This window comes from Cupriavidus sp. 05L411 (assembly GCF_056398045.1).
The window spans coordinates 124,487-144,023 of the sequence record NZ_JBFTOQ010000007.1 but is presented as its reverse complement, the minus strand read 5'-3'; the positions used below and the strand labels follow the sequence as shown (position 1 = coordinate 144,023).

The 19,537-nt window shown below is 66.5% G+C and carries 22 protein-coding genes; 10 read left to right on the top strand and 12 right to left on the bottom strand.

Annotated features, from left to right (window positions below):
- Positions 1 to 80 precede the first annotated feature (80 nt).
- Together AC1DQR_RS10360 and aroG are read left to right on the top strand one after the other, a co-directional pair.
- Positions 81 to 380 (top strand): helix-turn-helix domain-containing protein, encoded by a 300-nt coding sequence (locus AC1DQR_RS10360; protein ID WP_416048050.1) that lies wholly within the window; start codon positions 81 to 83, stop codon positions 378 to 380.
- Between the two features lie 326 nt (positions 381 to 706).
- Positions 707 to 1,786, top strand: coding sequence for a 3-deoxy-7-phosphoheptulonate synthase AroG (aroG, locus tag AC1DQR_RS10355; protein ID WP_416048049.1), 1,080 nt, complete (start codon positions 707 to 709; stop codon positions 1,784 to 1,786).
- A gap of 119 nt (positions 1,787 to 1,905) precedes the next feature.
- Here the strand turns inward: aroG and AC1DQR_RS10350 are convergent, their stop codons facing one another.
- Positions 1,906 to 2,304 carry a c-type cytochrome gene (locus tag AC1DQR_RS10350; RefSeq protein WP_150983806.1) on the bottom strand — a complete coding sequence of 133 codons (399 nt, stop codon included), beginning with the start codon at positions 2,302 to 2,304 and terminating at the stop codon, positions 1,906 to 1,908.
- 12 nt (positions 2,305 to 2,316) lie between these two features.
- On the bottom strand, positions 2,317 to 2,664 hold the full coding sequence (locus AC1DQR_RS10345) for a c-type cytochrome (protein WP_043344837.1): 348 nt from the start codon (positions 2,662 to 2,664) through the stop codon (positions 2,317 to 2,319).
- 410 nt (positions 2,665 to 3,074) lie between these two features.
- Here AC1DQR_RS10345 and AC1DQR_RS10340 point away from each other — a divergent pair, with 410 nt between their 5' ends.
- The 3 genes from AC1DQR_RS10340 to AC1DQR_RS10330 are packed head-to-tail and all read left to right on the top strand — an operon-like array spanning position 3,075 to position 5,806.
- Positions 3,075 to 3,953, top strand: a complete 879-nt coding sequence (locus AC1DQR_RS10340; protein WP_043344836.1) for an AAA family ATPase — start codon at positions 3,075 to 3,077, stop codon at positions 3,951 to 3,953.
- A gap of 10 nt (positions 3,954 to 3,963) precedes the next feature.
- Positions 3,964 to 4,578, top strand: a complete 615-nt coding sequence (locus tag AC1DQR_RS10335; RefSeq protein WP_416048047.1) for a GNAT family N-acetyltransferase — start codon at positions 3,964 to 3,966, stop codon at positions 4,576 to 4,578.
- Positions 4,579 to 4,630: 52 nt separating this feature from the next.
- A complete protein-coding gene (locus tag AC1DQR_RS10330) occupies positions 4,631 to 5,806 on the top strand; it encodes a vWA domain-containing protein (RefSeq protein WP_006156773.1) in 1,176 nt (391 codons plus the stop codon).
- A 32-nt stretch (positions 5,807 to 5,838) separates the two neighbouring features.
- Here the strand turns inward: AC1DQR_RS10330 and AC1DQR_RS10325 are convergent, their stop codons facing one another.
- From AC1DQR_RS10325 to gcvA, 7 genes are all read right to left on the bottom strand, one after another.
- Positions 5,839 to 6,999 carry a DUF1501 domain-containing protein gene (locus AC1DQR_RS10325; RefSeq protein WP_477132955.1) on the bottom strand — a complete coding sequence of 387 codons (1,161 nt, stop codon included), beginning with the start codon at positions 6,997 to 6,999 and terminating at the stop codon, positions 5,839 to 5,841.
- Between the two features lie 5 nt (positions 7,000 to 7,004).
- Complete coding sequence (locus AC1DQR_RS10320) at positions 7,005 to 8,390, bottom strand: DUF1800 domain-containing protein (protein WP_477132954.1); 1,386 nt, start codon at positions 8,388 to 8,390, stop codon at positions 7,005 to 7,007.
- An 82-nt stretch (positions 8,391 to 8,472) separates the two neighbouring features.
- Positions 8,473 to 8,958 (bottom strand): periplasmic heavy metal sensor, encoded by a 486-nt coding sequence (locus tag AC1DQR_RS10315; protein WP_174422869.1) that lies wholly within the window; start codon positions 8,956 to 8,958, stop codon positions 8,473 to 8,475.
- The gene (locus AC1DQR_RS10310) at positions 8,955 to 9,353 is read right to left on the bottom strand and encodes a hypothetical protein (RefSeq protein ID WP_477132953.1); all 399 of its coding nucleotides are present in this window, start codon (positions 9,351 to 9,353) and stop codon (positions 8,955 to 8,957) included. The genes AC1DQR_RS10315 and AC1DQR_RS10310 overlap by 4 nt, the downstream gene beginning before the upstream one ends.
- Positions 9,350 to 9,910, bottom strand: a complete 561-nt coding sequence (locus AC1DQR_RS10305) for an RNA polymerase sigma factor (protein WP_477132952.1) — start codon at positions 9,908 to 9,910, stop codon at positions 9,350 to 9,352. Before AC1DQR_RS10305 ends, AC1DQR_RS10310 begins: the two co-directional genes overlap by 4 nt.
- A 239-nt stretch (positions 9,911 to 10,149) precedes the next feature.
- Entirely contained in the window at positions 10,150 to 10,455 is a 306-nt protein-coding gene (locus AC1DQR_RS10300) for a YXWGXW repeat-containing protein (RefSeq protein WP_416048042.1), read from the bottom strand.
- Between the two features lie 152 nt (positions 10,456 to 10,607).
- Positions 10,608 to 11,510 carry a transcriptional regulator GcvA gene (gene gcvA / locus AC1DQR_RS10295; protein ID WP_441633559.1) on the bottom strand — a complete coding sequence of 301 codons (903 nt, stop codon included), beginning with the start codon at positions 11,508 to 11,510 and terminating at the stop codon, positions 10,608 to 10,610.
- Positions 11,511 to 11,707: 197 nt separating this feature from the next.
- On the opposite strand from gcvA, the gene AC1DQR_RS10290 reads away from it, so the two are divergent.
- The 3 genes from AC1DQR_RS10290 (at position 11,708) to AC1DQR_RS10280 (ending at position 14,725) form a co-directional block, all read left to right on the top strand.
- Positions 11,708 to 12,694, top strand: coding sequence for a tripartite tricarboxylate transporter substrate binding protein BugE (locus AC1DQR_RS10290; protein WP_150983798.1), 987 nt, complete (start codon positions 11,708 to 11,710; stop codon positions 12,692 to 12,694).
- Positions 12,695 to 12,706: 12 nt separating this feature from the next.
- On the top strand, positions 12,707 to 13,579 hold the full coding sequence (locus AC1DQR_RS10285) for an N-formylglutamate amidohydrolase (protein ID WP_477132951.1): 873 nt from the start codon (positions 12,707 to 12,709) through the stop codon (positions 13,577 to 13,579).
- Between the two features lie 312 nt (positions 13,580 to 13,891).
- Positions 13,892 to 14,725, top strand: a complete 834-nt coding sequence (locus tag AC1DQR_RS10280; protein ID WP_416048039.1) for a BspC domain-containing protein — start codon at positions 13,892 to 13,894, stop codon at positions 14,723 to 14,725.
- Positions 14,726 to 14,808: 83 nt separating this feature from the next.
- Here the strand turns inward: AC1DQR_RS10280 and AC1DQR_RS10275 are convergent, their stop codons facing one another.
- Positions 14,809 to 15,951 carry a M14 family metallopeptidase gene (locus AC1DQR_RS10275; RefSeq protein WP_416048038.1) on the bottom strand — a complete coding sequence of 381 codons (1,143 nt, stop codon included), beginning with the start codon at positions 15,949 to 15,951 and terminating at the stop codon, positions 14,809 to 14,811.
- Positions 15,952 to 16,023: 72 nt separating this feature from the next.
- Positions 16,024 to 16,809, bottom strand: a complete 786-nt coding sequence (yaaA, locus tag AC1DQR_RS10270) for a peroxide stress protein YaaA (protein ID WP_416048037.1) — start codon at positions 16,807 to 16,809, stop codon at positions 16,024 to 16,026.
- Positions 16,810 to 16,848: 39 nt separating this feature from the next.
- Between yaaA and AC1DQR_RS10265 the strand changes: the two genes are divergently transcribed.
- A complete protein-coding gene (locus AC1DQR_RS10265) occupies positions 16,849 to 17,403 on the top strand; it encodes a putative toxin-antitoxin system toxin component, PIN family (RefSeq protein WP_416048036.1) in 555 nt (184 codons plus the stop codon).
- 54 nt (positions 17,404 to 17,457) lie between these two features.
- The gene (locus AC1DQR_RS10260; protein ID WP_416048035.1) at positions 17,458 to 18,645 is read left to right on the top strand and encodes a pyridoxal phosphate-dependent aminotransferase; all 1,188 of its coding nucleotides are present in this window, start codon (positions 17,458 to 17,460) and stop codon (positions 18,643 to 18,645) included.
- 76 nt (positions 18,646 to 18,721) lie between these two features.
- Here AC1DQR_RS10260 and AC1DQR_RS10255 read toward each other — a convergent pair whose 3' ends face one another.
- Positions 18,722 to 19,363 (bottom strand): glutathione S-transferase, encoded by a 642-nt coding sequence (locus AC1DQR_RS10255; RefSeq protein WP_416048034.1) that lies wholly within the window; start codon positions 19,361 to 19,363, stop codon positions 18,722 to 18,724.
- Positions 19,364 to 19,537 lie beyond the last annotated feature (174 nt).

Below are 19,537 nucleotides of genomic sequence, written 5' to 3'. Positions count from 1 at the left end.
GCCTCATTCATGTTGGTTCACGCACGGGAAGGCGCCAATACGCAGCATTGCGTACCGGCGCGCAGCCCAAAGCCGCCGCAATGCTCACATCCAGCCGCTGCCAGGATGGCCAGGCGCTCTCCATGCTCGCCAGGCTGACCGCGCGCGAGCAGCAGGTGCTGCGCTGGCTGGCGCACGGCAAGACGGACCGTGAAATCGCGGGCATGCTCGGCATCAGCGCCCGCACGGTGCAAAAACACCTCCAGCATGTGTACGTGAAGCTGGGCGTGGAGAACCGCACCGCCGCCGTGATGCGCGGGCTGGAACTGGATCCGGGACCCGCCATCGGACGGACGGAAATTGTGGCTGGGCCAATGCCAGACGCTTGCCAAGCCCCTTAAAACGCGCTATAAAGATGCTTCGTTACCCGATGGTCAACGGTCTTCGCCGGCAAAACCGGCAGGGTCTGCGCAATTTTCTGCCATCTCGTGACGCATTGCCGCAAATAATCGACGCCATTTGAGCCGCATCCCATCCATGTCCGCTAAGTTTTATTTTTACTTTTTTAGCGATCTCGCACCGCTGGCGGATGGAGAGGGACGATCGTAAGTGCCTCCAGAATTCAAAAAAAGCCGCCAGCGAACCTGGCGGCTTTTTTTATACCGGCCCGCACCCAGCTCTAGCCCAGACACCCCAAACACACGACCCTACAAAATCCGGAGCCATCATGCTGAAGAACACCGACGACCTGCGTATTCGCGAACTCAAGGAATTGTTGCCCCCGGCGCACCTGATCCGCGAGTTCGGCTGCTCCGAAAAGGCGTCCGACGTGATCTACGGCGCGCGCCAGTCCATGCACCGGATCCTGCACGGCATGGATGACCGCCTGATCGTGATCATCGGCCCCTGCTCCATCCACGACACCCGTGCCGCGCTCGAGTACGCCAAGCTGCTCAAGGTCCAGCGCGACCGTTTTGCCGGGGAGCTGGAAGTCGTGATGCGGGTGTATTTCGAAAAGCCGCGCACCACCGTGGGCTGGAAGGGGTTGATCAACGACCCGCATATGGACGGCAGCTTCAAGATCAACGATGGCTTGCGCACCGCGCGCGAACTGCTGCTGAACATCAGCGAGCTGGGCGTGCCGACCGGTACCGAATACCTCGACATGATCAGCCCGCAATACATCGCCGACCTGGTCAGCTGGGGCGCCATCGGCGCGCGCACCACGGAAAGCCAGGTGCACCGGGAGCTCGCCTCCGGACTGTCGTGCCCGGTCGGATTCAAGAACGGCACCGATGGCAACGTCAAGATCGCTGTCGATGCGATCAAGGCCGCCTCGCAGCCCCACCATTTCCTGTCGGTGACCAAGGGCGGGCACTCCGCCATCGTGTCGACCTCGGGCAATGAGGATTGCCACATCATCCTGCGCGGCGGCAAGGCGCCTAACTACGATGCCGCCAGCGTGCAGGAAGCCTGCGAAGCGATTTCCAAGGCCGGCCTGGCCGCGCGCCTGATGATCGATGCCTCCCACGCCAACAGCAGCAAGAAGCACGAGAACCAGATCCCGGTCTGCGAGGACATCGGCCGCCAGATGGCCGCGGGCGACGAGCGCATCGTCGGCGTGATGGTGGAATCCCACCTGGTGGGCGGCCGCCAAGACCACGCCCAGGGCACGCCAGTGGAAGACCTCACCTACGGCCAGTCGGTCACCGATGCCTGCATCGGATGGGACGATTCGGTAAAGGTGCTCGAAACCCTGGCCAGCGCCGTCAAGGCACGCCGCCTGGCCAAGGGCACCGGCAACTGAGCCGCCTGACGCCGCCCGGGGCGCTTGCGCACCGGGCCGCGGGCAAAGAAAAAGCCGCTGGGACCAGCGGCTTTTTCTTGTTCCGGACCCGCGCGCGGCCTGGGCCGGCGCCGTCTGGCTTACTTCTTCAGGACCAGGCCGCCCGGCAGCGATTCGATGTAGGCGGCGATATCCTTCAGCTCATCCCGGGTGAAGGGACGCGGCTTGCCATCCTTGCCCGTCACGCCGGGGTTGGCATTGACCTGGCCAGCCATGATGGCATTGGAGCGGCCCACCTGCGGGTTGGTGGTGATCTGGTAGGCAGCCAGCGCGTGGTACAGGTAGTCGGCATGCTGGCCGGCCAGCTTCGGGTAATCCGGGGTGATCGGGGCATTCATGCCGGCGCCGTGGCAGGCCGCGCAGTTGCCCTTCTCCACCAGCGCCTTGCCGCGCGCGAGGTCGGCAGCCGAGGCGGTGATGGCCGAGGCGCCCAGCACGAGTGCGCCGATCGCGAGCGAAAGCGTCTTAAGCGTATTCATGGGTGGGTCCTCTTACTTCTGGGTGTTGTTTTGCGTGCTGGAAGACTGCTGCGCGTAGTAGGCAGCCACGTCGGCGATGTCCTGGTCGGTCAGGGTCGCGGCAATGCCACGCATGGTCGGGTGCTTGCGGTCGCCCTTCTGGTATTCCTTGAGCGCATTCTCGATGTACTTGGCGTTCTGGCCGCCGAGCAGGGGCACCTGGTACACCTCGGGGAAGGAGGCGCGATAGCCGGGAATCCCATGGCAACCAATACACATCGCGACCTTGTTTTTGGCGGCGTCCACATTGCCCTTGACTTCCTGGGCTTGCGCAGCCGTTGCGGCCGCGCCCAGCACCACCATCGTGAGGAGCTTTTTCATTGTCGTAGCTGATTGGAAGTGTTAAACCCTGCGTGACCTGCCCAACCGGTCGGAAATGGCTTCAGAATGCGTCCGGCCGGACCGTATCTGCCCGCGGGTAGATGCGGTGCTGCCAGCGTGGGCCGGATACCCGCGCGCCGTGGTAAGCGCTGCCGGTGCATCTCGGCGTTGTCTCCGCCTCATTCTGTAACCATCTCTTGTCATCGCCGCCTCCTGGCAAGGACCGCGGGAGTGACAAGGCGGACAAAGCGAGGGGGGTGGAGTCTTGGACGTGGGGGGCGCGTCAAACCGCCGCATTGTACAGCACGCTGCACGTGGCAGTCCAGCATGGCACGGCGAGCCACACGCGAACCGAAAAGCTCTTTTATACTGGCCAATTCCGACACGCACAAACCCCTTCAGGTTGCCCCATGTCCAACACCACCAACGCCAGCCAGAACCAGCAAAACCGTTTCGAAGGCACGCAGCAATACGTCGCCACCGATGACCTCAAGCTGGCCGTCAATGCCGCCCGCGCCCTGCAGCGCCCGCTCCTGATCAAGGGCGAGCCCGGCACCGGCAAGACCATGCTGGCCGAGGAGGTGGCCGCGGCGCTCGGCATGCCCCTGCTGCAGTGGCACATCAAGTCCACCACCAAAGCGCAGCAGGGCCTGTATGAATACGACGCGGTGTCGCGCCTGCGCGATTCGCAGCTCGGCGACGACCGCGTCCACGACATCCGCAACTACATCATCAAGGGCGTGCTTTGGCAGGCCTTCGAGGCCGACCAGCAAGTGGTGCTGCTGATCGACGAGATCGACAAGGCCGACATCGAATTCCCGAACGACCTGCTGCGTGAAATCGACCGCATGGAATTCTATGTGTACGAGACGCGCGAGCTCGTCAAGGCGCGCCATCGCCCGCTGGTGATCATCACCTCGAACAACGAGAAGGAGCTGCCCGACGCCTTCCTGCGCCGCTGCTTCTTCCACTACATCAAGTTCCCCGACGCGGAGACCATGCAGCGCATCGTCGACGTGCACTATCCCGGCATCAAGCGCGAGCTGGTGGCCGCCGCGCTCGAGTCCTTCTATGAAATGCGCAACCTGCCGGGCCTGAAGAAGAAGCCCTCCACGTCGGAACTGATCGACTGGCTCAAGCTGCTGATGGCCGAGGACATCCCGCCCGAAGCGCTCAAGAGCCCGGACAAGAAGGCCGCAATCCCGCCGCTGCACGGCGCGCTGCTGAAGAACGAGCAGGACGTGCACCTGTTCGAGCGCCTCGTCTTCATGAACCGCGCCAACCGCTGAGCGCCGCGCCATGGCACGCTTTATCGAACCCGTCACCCTGCGCGGCCAGCACGCCCTGTTGGAGCCGCTGCGCCCGGAGCATGAGGCCGAGGTACAGGCCGCCGTCGCCGACGGTGAGCTGTGGAAGCTCTGGTACACCTCGGTGCCGGCGCCGGACCAGGTGCGCGCGTGGACCGACACCGCGCTGCAGATGCGCGAGCAGCAGGGCGCGATGCCGTTCGTGATCCGCGAAGTCCGCGATGGCGTGCCGGGCGCGGTGGTGGGCGCGACGCGTTGCTTCAATGTCGACGGCGTCAACCGGCGCCTGGAGATCGGCCATACCTGGCATGCGCAGCGCGTGCAGCGCAGCGCCGTGAACACCGAATGCAAGCTGATGCTGCTCACGCACGCGTTCGAGCAGCTGGCATGCATCGCCGTGGAGTTCCGCACGCACTGGATGAACCACCAGAGCCGCACCGCCATCGCCCGGCTTGGCGCCAAGCAGGACGGCGTGCTGCGCAACCACCAGCGCATGCCCGACGGTTCGCTGCGCGATACCGTGGTGTTCTCCATCATCGCCAGCGAATGGCCGACGGTGAAGCGCCACCTGCAATACCGCCTGGACCTGCCGGGGCGCGCCTCGTGAACCGGCACGCAAACCGCCGCACCCGCTCCGGGAAACTCTAAGCGAGCCCACCATGCTGATCGATTTTTTCTTCTCGCTGCGCCACGCCAAGCTGCCCGTCTCGGTCAAGGAATACCTGACCATGCTGGAAGCGCTCAAGGCCGAGGTGATCACGCCGTCGATCGACGAGTTCTACTACTTGTCGCGCATGACGCTGGTCAAGGACGAGAAGCACTTCGACAAGTTCGACCAGACCTTTGCCGCCTACTTCAAGGGCATCGAAAGCCTGGTCGACTGGAAATCCGACATCCCCCTGGACTGGCTGCAAAAGACGCTGGAGCGCGAGCTCTCGGCCGAGGAGAAGGCCAAGATCGAAGCCATGGGGGGCCTCGACAAGCTGATGGAGCGGCTCAAGCAGCTGCTCGACGAGCAAAAGGAAAAACACGAGGGCGGCAACAAGTGGATCGGCACCGGCGGCACCTCGCCGTTCGGGCACGGCGGCTATAACCCGGAAGGCATCCGCATCGGCGGCCCGTCCAAGGGCAACCGCACCGCCATCAAGGTGTGGGAAACCCGCGCCTACAAGGACTACGACGACCAGGTCGAACTCGGCACGCGCAATATCAAGGTGGCGCTGCGCCGCCTGCGCCGTTTCGCGCGCGAAGGCGCGGAAACCGAGCTGGACCTGGACGACACCATCCACTCCACCGCCGCCAATGCCGGCCTGCTCGACATCAAGCTGCGCCCGGAGCGCCACAACAAGGTCAAGGTGCTGATGCTGATGGACGTCGGCGGCTCGATGGACGACCACATCAAGCGCGTGGAGGAATTGTTCTCGGCCACCAAGACCGAGTTCAAGCACCTGGAGTACTACTACTTCCATAACTGCGTGTACGACTACGTCTGGAAGAACAATCGCCGCCGCCATGCGGAGAAGATCGCCACGTGGGACCTGATCCACAAGTACACGCCGGACTACAAGGTGATCTTTGTCGGCGATGCCACCATGAGCCCGTACGAGATTCTGCAGCCCGGGGGCTCGGTGGAGTACAACAACCCCGAAGCCGGGGCGGTATGGCTCAACCGCCTGATCGAGCAGTTCCCGCGCTTCGTCTGGCTCAACCCCGAACCCGAAGGCCTGTGGCAATACCGGCAGTCGGTCACGGTGATCAACCAGATCATGAAGTCGCGCATGTATCCGGTCACGCTCGGCGGACTGGAGCAGGCGATGCGCCTGCTCTCCAAGTAACGCCACCGGGTCTGGACTGCTGCCCCTGTGTTTCAGGCGCGCAGCAGTCCGCCCAGCATTCCCCCCTGCTCGCCCCCGTCCCCCCGCCCGCGCCCGAACAGCGTGCGCGCCACGCGCTCGCTATCCAGCCCGAAGCTCTGTGCCGCTGCCGCGGCGATCAACCCATCCAGTTCCGTGGTCGGCGCCAGGTCGCGCCCCTGGTAAAGCGATCCCTGCGCCAGCCCCGGCCAGTCGGCCAGCACGCGCCCGCCTTTGACCCCGCCGCCCAGCAACATCGCCGCCGCGCCGGTGCCGTGATCGGTGCCGCCGGTGCCGTTGGCGGCGGCGGTGCGCCCGAACTCCGTGGCCACCAGCACGGTGGTGCGCTCCCATGACGGGCCCAGCCCGTCGCGCAGTGCTGCCAGCATGGTGTCCAGGGCCTTGAGGCGAGCCGCAAGGCGTGGCGCTTGCGCACTGTGCGTATCCCAGCCGCCGGTCTCGATCATGGCAATGCGCGGCCCGTCCGCGCGCGCCAGGAAGCCGGCGGCGAGACGGCCAAGGCTGGCCGGATCCTGGCGCGCACCGGCGTCGCCTGCCAGCCCGCGTGCCTGCATGGCCGCGTTCCAGAGCGGATGCAACTGCGGATCCATCTCGTAGAGCTGCCCGACGCGCGCGAGCAGGTCATCAGGCGCTGACGGCAGTGCCGATGGCGCATAGGAGCCGACCTCCACCGGCCCGCGCAGCGCCGCCGGCACCGTGGGCGCGAAGGCGATGGCATTCTCGGGCCGCTTGGGCAGCAGGCTCACCAGCCGGTTCATCCAGCCATCTTTCACCTGGTAAGGCGCGGCGCCGCCGGTCTCCAGCACGTTCTGGCCATCGAAGTGCGAACGCTCGCGATATGGCGATGCCACTGCCTGCACGAACAGCGCCTGCCCGGCGGCGTACATCCGTGCCGTTTCCGTCAGCGCGGGATGCAGCGCGAACGTGCCATCGAGCTTGGTGGCTTGCGCCGCGTCGATGGCCAGCGCGCCACGCAGGCGGGCGTAACCAGGATCGGCGTAGGGAATAACCGTGTTCAGGCCATCGGCGGCGCCGCGCTGGATGACGAAGACGAAGCGGCGATCGGAATCGACGCTGGCAAGCGTGAGGCGCGGCAATGCAAGCATGGCGGTGGCACCGCCCGTCGCGCGGAGGAAATCTCGGCGGGAAAACATGGCAATCACCTCCGTTGAAAATCGGGCGACACCAGCAGCAAGGCCAGTGCGGTCTGCGCGCTTTCGGCACGCGCGATGGCGGCAGCGGTTGGTGCCGACAACGTGCCCGCAAGCAGCTTGGGGCCGAGCTCGCGCGCGTCGATCCGGTCGCCGACGCGCGCCACCAGCCGCTGCACCAGCTCAACCCGGCGCACCAGCGCATCGGGCGCGGCCCAGCTTGCGGCAATGTCGTCGTAGCCCGCTGGCGAGCCCGGCCGCCAGACCGGCTGTCCGAGCTGGGTCAGCATGGGCGCGAAGTGCTGTGCGCCCGCCTCGCGCAATCCCAACCCGCGCAGGGAGGAAAGGGTCCACTCCCACGGCGTCTTGAATTTTGCCGGCTCGCTGGCCCAGGCCTCGGGCGACTGCACCAGCGCGCGGTACATCTCGGGCAGCGCGCCACCGCTACGCAGGTACGCCTGCGACAAGCGCGCCACCAGCGCGGGCGGCGGCGCATCGGCAACGAAGTGGCGCACCAGCTTGGTGGCCAGGTGATTGGCCGTGGCCTCGCTCTGCGCAAGATCATGCAGCACGGCCAGCGCCTGCGCCTCGCCCTGCTGCGGGTAGCTGCGGCCGAGGATAGTGCGGGTGCCAGGTTCATGCACACGCGCACGGAACTGGAAGCGCCCGGGCTCGCCGTCGTCACGCGCACCCAGGCCGCCGATGCTCCAGCCGGTCAGCGCGCGCGCGAACTCGGTCACGTCGGCCTGCTGGTAGCCGCTGCGCACGCCCAGCGTATGCAGTTCCATGATTTCGCGCGCAAGGTTTTCGTTCAATCCGAGCTGGCGCTCGGGTGCGCGCTGCGCGGCCACCCGCGCCGCCATGCTGTCGGGGCCGATCGAGCGGACCTGGTCCAGGAAGACCTGCATGGCGGGATGGCGCTCCACCGCGACCAGCATGTCCTCGAAGCGTCCGAGCACATGCGGGCGGATCGCCTCGGCCTCGAACGCGCCGGCCAGCGCGGCGACGGCCGGCTTCTCCGCCGAGACCGCGAAGTGATTGGACCAGAAATGCACCAGCCGCTCGACAAACGGCGCTTGCGTCACCAGCGCACTGGTCACGCGCGCGTCGACGGCATCGCGATAGGCCTCGCGCGTCTCGCGCTGCAATTGCTGGCGCGCCGCGGTCTTCGCATCGGCCTGCGCCTGGCGCACCTCGCGCTGCTGGGCGCCGAACTCACCGGCCAGCGCGGCCGTGTCCGGCTGTACGCTCCAGGCCGCGGGCCTGGCCTCGTAGTGCTCGAACTGGCCCAGCAGCCAGCCACGCGGATCGGCTGGCAGCGGCTCGTCCGGGCGCGCGCCCAGCCCGAACCGGTTGACCGCGACGGCCGCGGCCGTCATGGCGGTGTTTGTCATGCGTTGCTCCCCTGGGAAGTGCCTGTTGGCTTTGTCGCTATCACTATCGCTATCGCCATTGCCATCGTGGTCGATCGCCGCATCATGGCGCCGCCTTCGCGGGCCGCGCCTGGCCGGTGCGCAGCGGGCCGCGCTGGACCAGTGCATCGGCCAGCGTCTGCCGCTCCTCGGGCGACAGCGTGGCGGCGAAATCCACCACGCTGCTTTCCAGGCGGGCACGCACCGCGGCATCGGCCTCGCGCGTGCGGGCCAATGCCGCCGCCAGCGCGTCGCGCTCGAACTGCGGCTGCCGCAGCAATTGCTCCACCTGGTGGCGTCCGTCGCGCGCGGCGTCCACGTCCGACGCCGCGGCACGGCGGGCCGCCCGCAAGCCTTGCAGGAATTGCCTGCGCTGCTCGGCCTCCAGTCCGTCGGCGGCAAAACGCAGGCCGCGCGGCTGCGCGGCCGCCTGGCGCTCCACGGCGTACCAGCGATAGCCGCCACCACCAATCGCGCCCAGCAGGAACACGTTGACCAGCACGGAGACCGCCAGCGCTACCTTGAGCCGCTTCGGCGTACGCTCGTTCATTCCTCGCTCCCGTTATGCGCCATGCCACCAAAGCCGGTCGGGGCGTAGGGCAGATCGATGGCGGCCGGCGCCGGCACCGTGGCCAGCACGGCCGAGACCAGCAACGCGCCTGCCAAGGTGCCGGCCAGGCCGACGCCGGCCAGCCCTAGCCCGGACCACCACCACGGCGCGCGCGGCGCGGGCGCGCTCGCCGCAATGCGGCGCTGCAACGCCACCTCCGGCGCGGCCACCTGATGCGCGGCCAGCAAGCGGTCGAGCGCAGCGGCTTCGGCCAGCGCGCCAAGATGCCCGGGCGCGGCGGCCATGGCCTGGCCCGCGGCGCGCTCCCCTTCGGGCCAGCGTGCCGGATCGGCACCATAGCTCTCGATCAGTGCGCGAAATCTCTCGGGTGTCATCGCAAATCCTCATGATGGCCGTCTTGCATGAGCAAATCGCGCAGGTTGCGGCGTGCGCGAGCGAGCAAGCTTTCCAGCGCCTCGATACTGATGCCCATCAGCGCGGCGGCCTCGCCATTAGGCAACTCCTGGTAATACTGCAGCACCAGCGCCTCGCGCTGGCGCGCGGGCAGCTTCGCCAGCGCCGCGCCTACGCGCGCGCCCTGCGCCGCCGCATCCAGCGCTTCCTCGGGCCCGGCCCCGGGCGCCGCCTGCTCGGGCACCGGCTCCATGGCCTGCTCGCGCGCGCCGCGCAAGCGGTCGTAGCAAAGGTTCAGCGCCACACGATGCAGCCAGGTGTCAAAGCGCGCCCGCCCGGGTTGCCAGCGCGCGGCCTGCTTCCACAACCGCACAAAGACTTCCTGCGCCACGTCTTCCGCTTCGCCGCGGTCGCCCAGCATGCGCGTAGCCAGCGCCAGCACGCGCGGCAGCTTGCGCGAAACCATCTCGCGCACCGCGGCTGCATCATGCCTGCCGACCCGCGCCAGCAGCGCATCGTCCGGATCTGTGTCGCTCAATGGGTGTGGTTCCGCGTTGCCGGTTCGTCCTTCTCACAAGCCGCGCGCCCCCTGGGGCGGGCGCGGCTTGCCTCGTCAGTAAACAAAAACCGGCGCGCGATAGTGGTAGTAAGCGGGCCGGGCCGGCACGATCACGCAGCCAGACAACGTGACGGCGACAAGCGCCGCGATCAGAAGGCTTTTCATCGGTTACCCCTTGCTGTGGTGACTGCCATCGCGCTTGACGAATGCCATGCCGCTCACGGCGCCCAATGCCCTTCGACCCAGCGCCATTGCGGGCCACGCGCCACCCAGTGCCCCGGCACCCAGCGGTAGCCCGCCCTGGCCGGGCGCCAATGGCCGCCCACCCAGACGTAGGCGCCATTGCGCCATTGCCAGTGGCCCGGATCCCAGACATAGCCGCCACGCGCGGGCGGCAGGACCTCCTGGCGCATCGGCGGGGGCGCCGTGGGTGCGATCACGATGGTTTGAGCGAATGCCGGCGCCAACGCGAACGCCGCCGTCACGGCGACGCCCAGGCGGGCAAGGCTAAATGAGAGGGGCATTGATCTGCGCATGAGAAGCTCCAGTCCACAATCCACAGCCTGGCGCGGTTTGCGCGCAGGCTTGTCATGTCTGTCATGTCTCTTAAACGCAGGCGGGCGGAAAAAACCGTCGCGGAAAAGCGTAAGTTTTGATTACAGCGGCGGCGCGCGGCTCACGCCACCACGTCGACGCCTTCCATCACCCACTGGCGAAAGGTTTGCAGTGCCGGCAGATGCTGTTTCTGCTCGGGATAGCAAAGGTAGTAGCCCTTCTTGCTCAGCACCCGCGCCGGATGCGCCACCACCAGCACGCCGGTGGCGAGCTCCTCCTCGATCAGGCAGCGCGGGATCAGCGCGATGCCGAGCCCCGACATCGCCGCCTGCGTCAGCAGCGAGAACTGGTCGAAGCGCGCGCCGCTCCACGCCTTGCGGGTCGCCACGCCAAGCTCGGCGAACCAGTCGGGCCAGGCTTCGGGTACGGTGGTGTGATGCAGCAGGGGAAAACGCAGCAGCGCCGAGGGCACGCGCGCCATGCCTTCCGGCTCGCCGGCCAGCAGGGCCGGGCGGCACACGGGCAGCACTTCGCGGCCAGTCATGTAGTCGGCAAGGCTGCCAGGCCACATACCGTCGCCGAAGCGGATAGCGGCATCGAGGTCGGGCTGGGAAAAATCGTAGCCCTGCGCGTGCGGGACGAATTCAAGGCTGACGTCGGGATGCTTCTCGAAGAACTGCGGCAAGCGCGGAATCAGCCACTTGGCGCCCAGCGTGGGCATGCTGGCGATATGCAGGGTGCCGCCGCGGCCCTGCTTGGCGATCAGTTCCACCGTGGCAGCCTCGATCTCGGTCAGGCTCGGGCGGATGCGGTCCAGGTAGCGCTGGCCGGCATCGGTCAGCATCAGGCGCTGGCGCACGCGCTCGAACAATTCCACGCCAAGGAAGGCCTCCAGGCTGCGCACCTGCTTGCTCACGGCACCCTGGGTGACGTGAAGCTCCCGCGCCGCGGTGGTGAAGCTGTTGTAGCGTGCGGCGGCCTCGAAGGCTTGCAATTCAGTCAGCGACGGACATAAGCGTCGCATAGATAACCCCTTACTTCACTACCAAACGGAATGATCGCACGATTTTATTTCGTTTGCGGTGTGCCTGCACGAACAAGCAGAATCAGGGAAGCCTTTCTTTTCCGCGCTTTCACCGCTTTCACCGCTTTCACCGCTTTCACCGCTTTCACCGCTTTCATCGCTCTCCTTCTCTCCTCCCTCCATTCAGGAACCGAACCATGCAACGCCGTAACATGCTCCGCCTCCTTGCCGCCGCCACTGGCGCCGCCGCCGCCGGCCTGTCGCTGTCGGCCGCTGCCCAGGGCACGTACCCGACCAAGCCGATCTCGCTGGTTGTGCCGTTCCCGGCAGGTGGCACCACCGACATCGTGGCGCGCATCGTGGCCGACAAGCTCGGCCAGCAACTGGGCCAGACCGTGGTGGTGGACAACCGCGGCGGCGCCGGCGGCAGCATTGGTACCGGTTACCTGGCCAAGGCCGCGCCGGACGGCTACACCCTGGGCATCGCCACCGCTTCCACGCACGGCATCAACCCGGCCGTGTACCCGCGCCTGTCGTACGACGCCACCAAGGACTTCACCACCATCACCAACCTGGCTTCGGTGCCCAACGTGATGAGCATCAACCCGGCGGTGAAGGCCAACGACATGAAGGCCTTCATCGCGCTGGCCAAGGCACAGCCGAACAAGATGGCCTACGGCTCGGCCGGCAACGGCAGCGTCTCGCACATGATGGGCGAGCTGTTCAAGATGAGCAGCAAGACCGAGCTGCTGCACGTGCCGTACAAGGGCGTGGGCCCGGCGCTCAACGATGCACTGGCCAACCAGGTGCAGGTGCTGTTCGACAACCTGCCGTCCTCGCTGCCGTTCATCGAAGGCGGCAAGCTGCGCGCCCTGGCCGTGGCCTCGCCCAAGCGCGTGCCGGCCCTGCCCAACGTGCCGACGTTTGCCGAACTCGGCCTGCCTGAAGTCAACGACGCCGCCTGGTTTGGCCTGATCGCACCGGCCAACCTGCCCGCCGACGTGCAAGCCAAGCTGCACGACGCCACCGTCAAGGTGCTGGCGCTGCCCGAAGTTAAGGCTAAGCTGGAGAAGCTGGGCGCGGTGCCGGTTGGCAACACACCGGCGCAATTCGCCGCGCAGATCAAGTCCGAAGTGGCGAAGAACAAGCGCATCGCCGCCGCAGCCAAGATCACCCTGGATTAAACGACGCACATCATGACGGAAGCAGACCGAAAGACCGGGCTCAGCCCTTACCTCCTGCAACTGCCGCAAGGCGAGAGCAGCCCGCTCTTTCTCGATTCGCCGCATAGCGCTACCAGCTACCCGGCCGATTTCCGGCCGGCGGCCGGCTTGCCCCTGCCGCTGCTGCGCCAGGCCGAAGACACCTTCGTCGACGAGCTGTACGCCGACGCTCCCGCACGCGGCATTGCGCTGCTGTGCGCGGGCTTCCCGCGCAGCTACCTCGATGCCAACCGCGGCATCGAGGAAATCGACGAAGCCGTGCTCGACGCGCCCTGGCCCGGCCCGCGCCAGGAAACCTCCAAGACCCGTCTTGGCAAGGGCCTGGTGTGGCGCGTGCTGGATACCGGCGAGGCCATCTACGACCGCAAGCTGAGTGTGGCCGAGGTGCAGGCGCGCATTACGCAGTACTACCTGCCCTACTACGCGCAACTGCAAAAGCTGGCCGACCAGGCCATCGCCACGCACGGCAGCGCCTGGCACATCAACTGCCACTCGATGCCCAGTCAGGCGGCGCAGTACGCCACCGAGCATCCCGGGCTGCAGCATCCGGACTTCGTGGTGGGCGACCGCGACGGCACCACCTGTGACACGCGCTTCACGGACCGCGTGGAAGGCGTGCTCAAGGAGATGGGCTACGACGTCTGGCGCAACCACCCCTACAAGGGCGTGGAAATCGTGCGCGTGGTGGGCCAGCCGGCGCAAAAGCGCCACAGCCTGCAGCTTGAGATCAACCGCAAGCTGTACATGGACGAAGTCGGCCTGGTGCACAACGCGGGCTTCGGCAAGCTGAAGGCAGACCTCAACGCGCTGCTGGACGGCCTCAAGGCCTTCGTCAAGACGATCTGAGCGGGTTCAGCGTTTTCGCATTTGAGGGCGTTGAACACAGTGAGGCCCGCCGCGCATTGCGTGGCGGGCCCACCGGCACCCGCTCTTGCCTCACACGTATCTCACTCGTGCATCACGCCTCGCGCCGCCATCCCCGGGCGGCCCGTGCAGCCGGGCAAAACACTGCCCTGTGCTGCACTCTGCTGCACATCCCGCATGCATTCCCTTCGGGTAGAACCCTTAAGTCGGGAGATTTCGGAACTTTGCCGCATGGGTTTCCTCTATCATGGCAGACCTTTGCCAACCCCTTACGCTCCAAAGCAAGACGATCCCGTGATCCGACGAATCTCTGACCTCCTCAGCAGCCGGCTGTGTGCGTTCGCTGCTGCAGTGGCAGGTGCGATCGCCCTGGTGGGCTGCGCCGATACCCCGCTCAATGATCGCGACGCCGTGATGTCCCCCGGCATCGCCACCCCGGCAGCCGCTGCCAACTCCGCATCCACCCGCCCCGCGCCGACCCCGCCCGCCACCCCCGCACCGCCCACCAAGACCGTGACCCTGCCCGCGCAAGGCCGCGTGAGCCTGGCCGAGTACCGTGCGCAGATGCGCGAGCAACTGATGCAGACCGAGAACGCCAGCGCGGATGTGGCCGATTGCGCCGCGCACGCCAGCTGGGTCGTGCCCCGCTCGGCCACCTACGACGCCTTGAAGATCCCCACCGGCGCGCTCGGCGCCGGCCAGGCTACCGTCGAGCCATGGGACGGCCGCTTCTCGCAAGGCAAGCAAGCGGTGCCGGTCAGCTCGGTGGTGACATTTTCCGCGACCGCCCACAAGCGCCGCGCCGAAGCCCAGTGGGAACCGGTCAAGGTGCGCTGCGGCTATGCCGACGGCATGATGCTGGCCTATGAATTGCTCGATGGCAGCGGCACCGTCATCAGCGAGCCGGCGGCAGCGCCCGCGGTGCGCAGCAGCGGCGGCAGCAATACGCGCCAGGCCACCAGCAGCAAGGGCCACAAGGGCAGCAAGGCAAGCAAGTCCGGCTCCGGCAAGGCCACCAAGTCGACCTCCTCGTCCAAGTCGAGCAGCGGCAAATCGACGGCCAAGAGCAGCAGCGCCAAGACCAGCAAGGCCATCACCAGCAAGTCGACCACCAAGAAGCCGCACTGAGGCCTGCCCAGGCGCTTCGGCCCCGCATGGGGCCGCCCTGCACCTGACCCGTCCAGACGGCGGCCAGGTGCCTGGTCACATCCTCAGCCCAGTTGCGCCAGCACCGCCTGCAGCATCGCAGCGCCCAGCAGGGCGCTGCGCGCGCCATTCCAGCCCACCGCCGGATCGGGCTGGTCGGCATTGTCCTTGAACGGCATCTCCAGCGTCAGCGACAGGCAGCCAAAGGTATGGCCGATGTACTTCGAGGCCAGTTTGAGCGCGTCCTGGTTGTACTTGCTGGCGGCGTAGCCGTGCACGTCCTGGAAGTCCGGCGTGGCGCGCTTGAACGCGTCGATGAAACGCAGTTGCTCAGCCTTCTGCACCTCGGTAAAGCCGGGCAGCATCTCGCTGCCCGCGACGAAGTTATAGGGCAGGCCCTCGTCGCCATGGATGTCGAAGAACATGTCGCAGCCGGTGGCCTCGATGGCACGGCGCACGTGATACACCTCCGGGCTGGTCTGCTCGCTGGGGGCCATCCATTCGCGGTTGAGGTTGGCGCCAGCCGCATTGGTGCGCAGGTTGCCACGCACCGAGCCGTCGGGGTTCATGTTCGGCACGATATGGAACACGGCGCGCTCCAGCAGGCGGCGCGCCACCGGGTCGCCGGCCCACATGCCAGTGCCCGTCAGGCGCTGCAGCACGCCCTCGCAGAACCATTCCGCCATGGATTCGCCGGGATGCTGGCGCGCGATCATCCAGATGGCCTTCTTGCCGTCGCCGGGCGTGCCGACCGTGACCGCGGTCATGTCGCGGCCGTCCACCGTGCTGCCCAGGTGTGACAGCCGCGCCAGCGGCGAACGCTGGCAAGTGGCCAGCAGGGACAGGTGGCGGTCCTCGGAGTACGGCTCGAAGTAGGCCAGCCACACGCTGTCATGCTCGGGCGTGAAGGCCACCGTCATGGTGCTGCCATCGAAGCTGGTCGGCACGCGGAACCAGTGCGCGCGGTCATAGGAGGCCACGGCCTGGTAGCCGCGCCAGCCGTCGGGGTAGGTGCAGTCGCCGGCATTGAGGAACTGCAGGCGGCATGCCTGGCCACCCGCGCCCTGCAGCCGGAAATGGAACCACTGGCGGAACTCTGCATGCGAGTCGGCCCGGATGCGCAGGCGGATGTCGCTCGCCTGCGCAATCGATTCGACTTCAATCGCGCCCGAATCGAAGCTGGCGGAGATATGCAGGGCTGAACTCATGATGTGGCGTCTCGGAGGGTTCGGGCCGGGATGCCTGTGGGCCATCCCTGGCACTGGGTTCGGGGGCGTGCGTCAGTCTTCCAGGCGGCGGCGGAAGACCCAGCGGGCGTCGTCGGATGCCGCGGCATCAAAGGCGTAGCCATGCTCGGCGAAACGCTTGAGCTTGGCCGGCTCGGTGATGCGATGCGTCACCGCGTAGCGGGCCATGAAGCCGCGCGCCCGCTTGGCGTGAAAGGAAATGATCTTGTAGCGGCCGCCCTTCCAGTCCTCGAACACCGGCGTGATGATCCTGGCGCCAAGCACCTTGGGACGCACCACCTTGAAGTATTCCTCGGAGGCCAGGTTGACCAGGGCCGGGCTGCCTTCTGCCTTCTGTGCCTTGAAGTCATCGTTGAGCAACTGCGTGACGTCATCGCCCCAGAACGCATAGAGATCCTTGCCCGCCACGTTGTCCAGGCGCGTGCCCATCTCCAGCCGGTAGGGCTGCATCCAGTCGAGCGGGCGCAGCACGCCGTACAGGCCGGACAGGATGCGCACATGCTTCTGCGCGAAGCCAAGGTCATCGTCCGACAGGCTGGACGCGTCGAACCCCTCGTACACGTCGCCGTTGAAGGCGAGCACGGCCTGCTTGCTGTTGGCCGCGGTAAATTCCGGCGACCAGTCGCCGTAGCGGGTGGCGTTGAGCACCGCGAGCTTGTCGGAGATGTCCATCAGCGCCCCGATATCCTGCGGCGCGAGCTTGCGCAGACGCTCGATCAACACCGCCGAACGGTCGATAAAACGGGGCAGCGTATGGGTCTTCAGACGCGGGGGCGTCTCGTAGTCGAGCGACTTGGCAGGGGACAAGACGATGAGCATGGCAAAATCGCGGCAAATACAAAGGCCAGATTGTAACGAATGCACCCCGACTCTACCGCAGTACCCCTCAATTCCCCGCCGTCCCCACAGGCCAACCCCGTCCCCGGCCCGCTCGCACCGCGGGTCGTGCTCGACTCCAACATCTGGGTCGACCTGCTGGTCTTTGCGGATCCGCACGTCGAACCGATCCGGGCCGCGCTGGACACCGGCGCCATTGCCGCGGTGATCCGCGCCGATTGCCGCGAGGAGTTGCGCCGAGTGCTGGCTTATCCGCAATTTGCCCATTTTGGTGTCGATATTCCCGCCGCCATGGCCACGGTCGACCGGCTGACCGCCCTCATCGCCATCCCGGAAGAAGCCGACATCGCGGCGGCCCGGCTGCCGCGCTGCCGCGATACCGACGACCAGAAGTTCATCGAGCTGGCGCACTTTGCCCACGCCGCCTGCCTGGTCTCCAAGGACAAGGCCGTGCTCAAGCTCAAAGGCCGCCTGCGCCGCCAGAGCGGCGTGGATATCCTGCTGCCCCAGGCCTTCGCCAACTGGCTGACGGCGCGCGAGGAGGCCGCGGCACAGGCGCCGGCCGATCCCCGCTAGAATGCCAGCATCGTTTTCCGCCCATCCCGACCGCCCAGCCTGACGCAGCTTCCCATGCCCACGAACCTTTCCGCCCTGCCCGGCGCCCTTGCTCCCCTCACGCCGCCGGCTTCGCGCCTGCCCAAGGTCGGCACCACCATCTTTACCGTGATGTCGGCGCTGGCCGCCGAGCGCAATGCCGTCAACCTCGGCCAGGGCTTCCCGGATTTCGACTGCGACCCGAAGATCGTCGATGCCGTCGCGCACGCCATGCGCGCTGGCCTGAACCAGTACCCGCCGATGGCGGGCGTGCCCAAGCTGCGCCAGGCCATCGCCAGCAAGATCGGCAAGCTGTACGGCCACGCCTACGACTGGGACAGCGAGATCACGGTCACCGCGGGTGCCACCCAGGGCATCCTGACCACCATCCTGTGCGCAGTGCATCCGGGCGATGAAGTGATCGTGCTGGAACCCTGCTATGACAGCTACATCCCCGCGATCGAAATGGCCGGTGGCAAGGTCGTGTCGGTGGCCCTTGACGCGCCGCACTTCCACATCCCCTTTGACCGCCTCGCCGCCGCTATCACGCCGCGTACGCGGATGCTGCTGATCAACACGCCGCACAACCCCACCGGCACCATCTGGCGCGCCGGCGACATGGATCGCCTGGCCGGACTGCTGGCCGGCACCGACATCCTGCTGCTGTCAGACGAGGTGTACGAGCACATGGTATTCGACGGCCAGCCGCACCAGTCGGTATCGCGTCACCCCGAGCTGGCACGCCGCAGTTTCGTGGTGTCGAGCTTCGGCAAGACCTACCACGTGACTGGCTGGAAAGTGGGCTATGTGGCCGCGCCGGCCGCGCTCTCGGCCGAGTTCCGCAAGGTGCACCAGTTCAATGTGTTCACGGTGAACACCCCGGTGCAGCATGGCCTGGCCGACTACATGGCGGACCCGGCGCCCTACCTGGACTTGGCGGCCTTCTACCAGGCCAAGCGTGACTTCTTCCGCGCCGGGCTGGCCGGCACGCGCTTCAAGCTGCTGCCGTCGGACGGCACCTACTTCCAGTGCGTGGACTACTCCGCTATCTCGGACATGAGCGAGGCGGATTTCTCGATGTGGCTCACGCGCGAGATCGGCGTGGCGGCGATCCCCGTCTCGGCCTTCTACTCCCAGCCACGCGAGTCCGGTGTGGTGCGCTTCTGCTTTGCCAAGAAGGAAGAGACGCTGGCGCTGGCGCTGGCGCGGTTGAAGGCGCTGTAGGCACCGCTTTGGCCAGCGAAAAAAGCGCCCGCGGCATGCCGCGGGCGCTTTTCTTTGCTTTGTGCAAACCCTTCGCTTACTTCCGGCCGCTCAGCATCAGCTCGGTATTCGCCTTGCGATCCTCATTCACCTTCTGCACCGTCGGGCGCTCCGACATGCGCTTGAGGTACTCCTTGACCGGCAGGTCGGCCAGCATGTCCGTACCGTAGATGATCTTGGTGCAAGACGAGATCAGCGGAAAGTGCACCACCGCGGCGCAGTCCGCCAGCGTAAAGGTGTCGCCCGCCAGGTAGGGCGAGAACTTCGCCAGCTTGGCGAAGGCGGGGATATAGCGCTCCAGCAGCTTTTTCTGGCGCTCCTTGACGCCGTCGCTGACCTTGCCGCCGAAAAACGCTTCAGCGTAAAGCTCGCGCGCGGTCAGCTCCAGGTACAGCTCCAGGAAGGTCACCAGTTCACGCACCTTGGCCGCCTCGTAGGGGCTGGCGGGCAGCAGCGGCGTTTGCGGGTAGGTCGCCTCGATGTAGGCGTCCAGTACTTCGGACTCGCATAGCGGGCCGTGATCGGTGATCATGTAGGGCACCTTGCCCAGGGGCGAGGCTTCGAGATCGGTCTTGCCGATCCAGGCCAGCTCCTCCTCGAACGGCAGGTTCTTTTCCAGCAAGGCCAGCTTGACCTTGTTGTAGTAGTTGCTGGCGGCAAAACCACAGAGTTTCAGCATGTCGTCTCTCTCCTCGTTATGGCGTGATTGGCAACCCACCGGGTGGATCGCGATGAAATCAGGGGCTAAGGTAACCTGCCCACACACAGGCAAACAGGCATTGTGTGCCATGACAGACTCTGGCGGTCCGCGTTGGCCGATCAGCGCACGCCGTCTGCATCGCCCCACTGTCGC

Coding starts and splice junctions, on each gene's coding strand:
- AC1DQR_RS10360 (WP_416048050.1), top strand. CDS start 81: ATGCTCACATCCAGCCGCTGCCAGGATGGCCAGGCGCTCTCCATGCTC.
- aroG (WP_416048049.1), top strand. CDS start 707: ATGCTGAAGAACACCGACGACCTGCGTATTCGCGAACTCAAGGAATTG.
- AC1DQR_RS10350 (WP_150983806.1), bottom strand. CDS start 2,304: ATGAATACGCTTAAGACGCTTTCGCTCGCGATCGGCGCACTCGTGCTG.
- AC1DQR_RS10345 (WP_043344837.1), bottom strand. CDS start 2,664: ATGAAAAAGCTCCTCACGATGGTGGTGCTGGGCGCGGCCGCAACGGCT.
- AC1DQR_RS10340 (WP_043344836.1), top strand. CDS start 3,075: ATGTCCAACACCACCAACGCCAGCCAGAACCAGCAAAACCGTTTCGAA.
- AC1DQR_RS10335 (WP_416048047.1), top strand. CDS start 3,964: ATGGCACGCTTTATCGAACCCGTCACCCTGCGCGGCCAGCACGCCCTG.
- AC1DQR_RS10330 (WP_006156773.1), top strand. CDS start 4,631: ATGCTGATCGATTTTTTCTTCTCGCTGCGCCACGCCAAGCTGCCCGTC.
- AC1DQR_RS10325 (WP_477132955.1), bottom strand. CDS start 6,999: ATGTTTTCCCGCCGAGATTTCCTCCGCGCGACGGGCGGTGCCACCGCC.
- AC1DQR_RS10320 (WP_477132954.1), bottom strand. CDS start 8,390: ATGACAAACACCGCCATGACGGCCGCGGCCGTCGCGGTCAACCGGTTC.
- AC1DQR_RS10315 (WP_174422869.1), bottom strand. CDS start 8,958: ATGAACGAGCGTACGCCGAAGCGGCTCAAGGTAGCGCTGGCGGTCTCC.
- AC1DQR_RS10310 (WP_477132953.1), bottom strand. CDS start 9,353: ATGACACCCGAGAGATTTCGCGCACTGATCGAGAGCTATGGTGCCGAT.
- AC1DQR_RS10300 (WP_416048042.1), bottom strand. CDS start 10,455: ATGCCCCTCTCATTTAGCCTTGCCCGCCTGGGCGTCGCCGTGACGGCG.
- gcvA (WP_441633559.1), bottom strand. CDS start 11,510: ATGCGACGCTTATGTCCGTCGCTGACTGAATTGCAAGCCTTCGAGGCC.
- AC1DQR_RS10290 (WP_150983798.1), top strand. CDS start 11,708: ATGCAACGCCGTAACATGCTCCGCCTCCTTGCCGCCGCCACTGGCGCC.
- AC1DQR_RS10285 (WP_477132951.1), top strand. CDS start 12,707: ATGACGGAAGCAGACCGAAAGACCGGGCTCAGCCCTTACCTCCTGCAA.
- AC1DQR_RS10275 (WP_416048038.1), bottom strand. CDS start 15,951: ATGAGTTCAGCCCTGCATATCTCCGCCAGCTTCGATTCGGGCGCGATT.
- yaaA (WP_416048037.1), bottom strand. CDS start 16,809: ATGCTCATCGTCTTGTCCCCTGCCAAGTCGCTCGACTACGAGACGCCC.
- AC1DQR_RS10265 (WP_416048036.1), top strand. CDS start 16,849: ATGCACCCCGACTCTACCGCAGTACCCCTCAATTCCCCGCCGTCCCCA.
- AC1DQR_RS10260 (WP_416048035.1), top strand. CDS start 17,458: ATGCCCACGAACCTTTCCGCCCTGCCCGGCGCCCTTGCTCCCCTCACG.
- AC1DQR_RS10255 (WP_416048034.1), bottom strand. CDS start 19,363: ATGCTGAAACTCTGTGGTTTTGCCGCCAGCAACTACTACAACAAGGTC.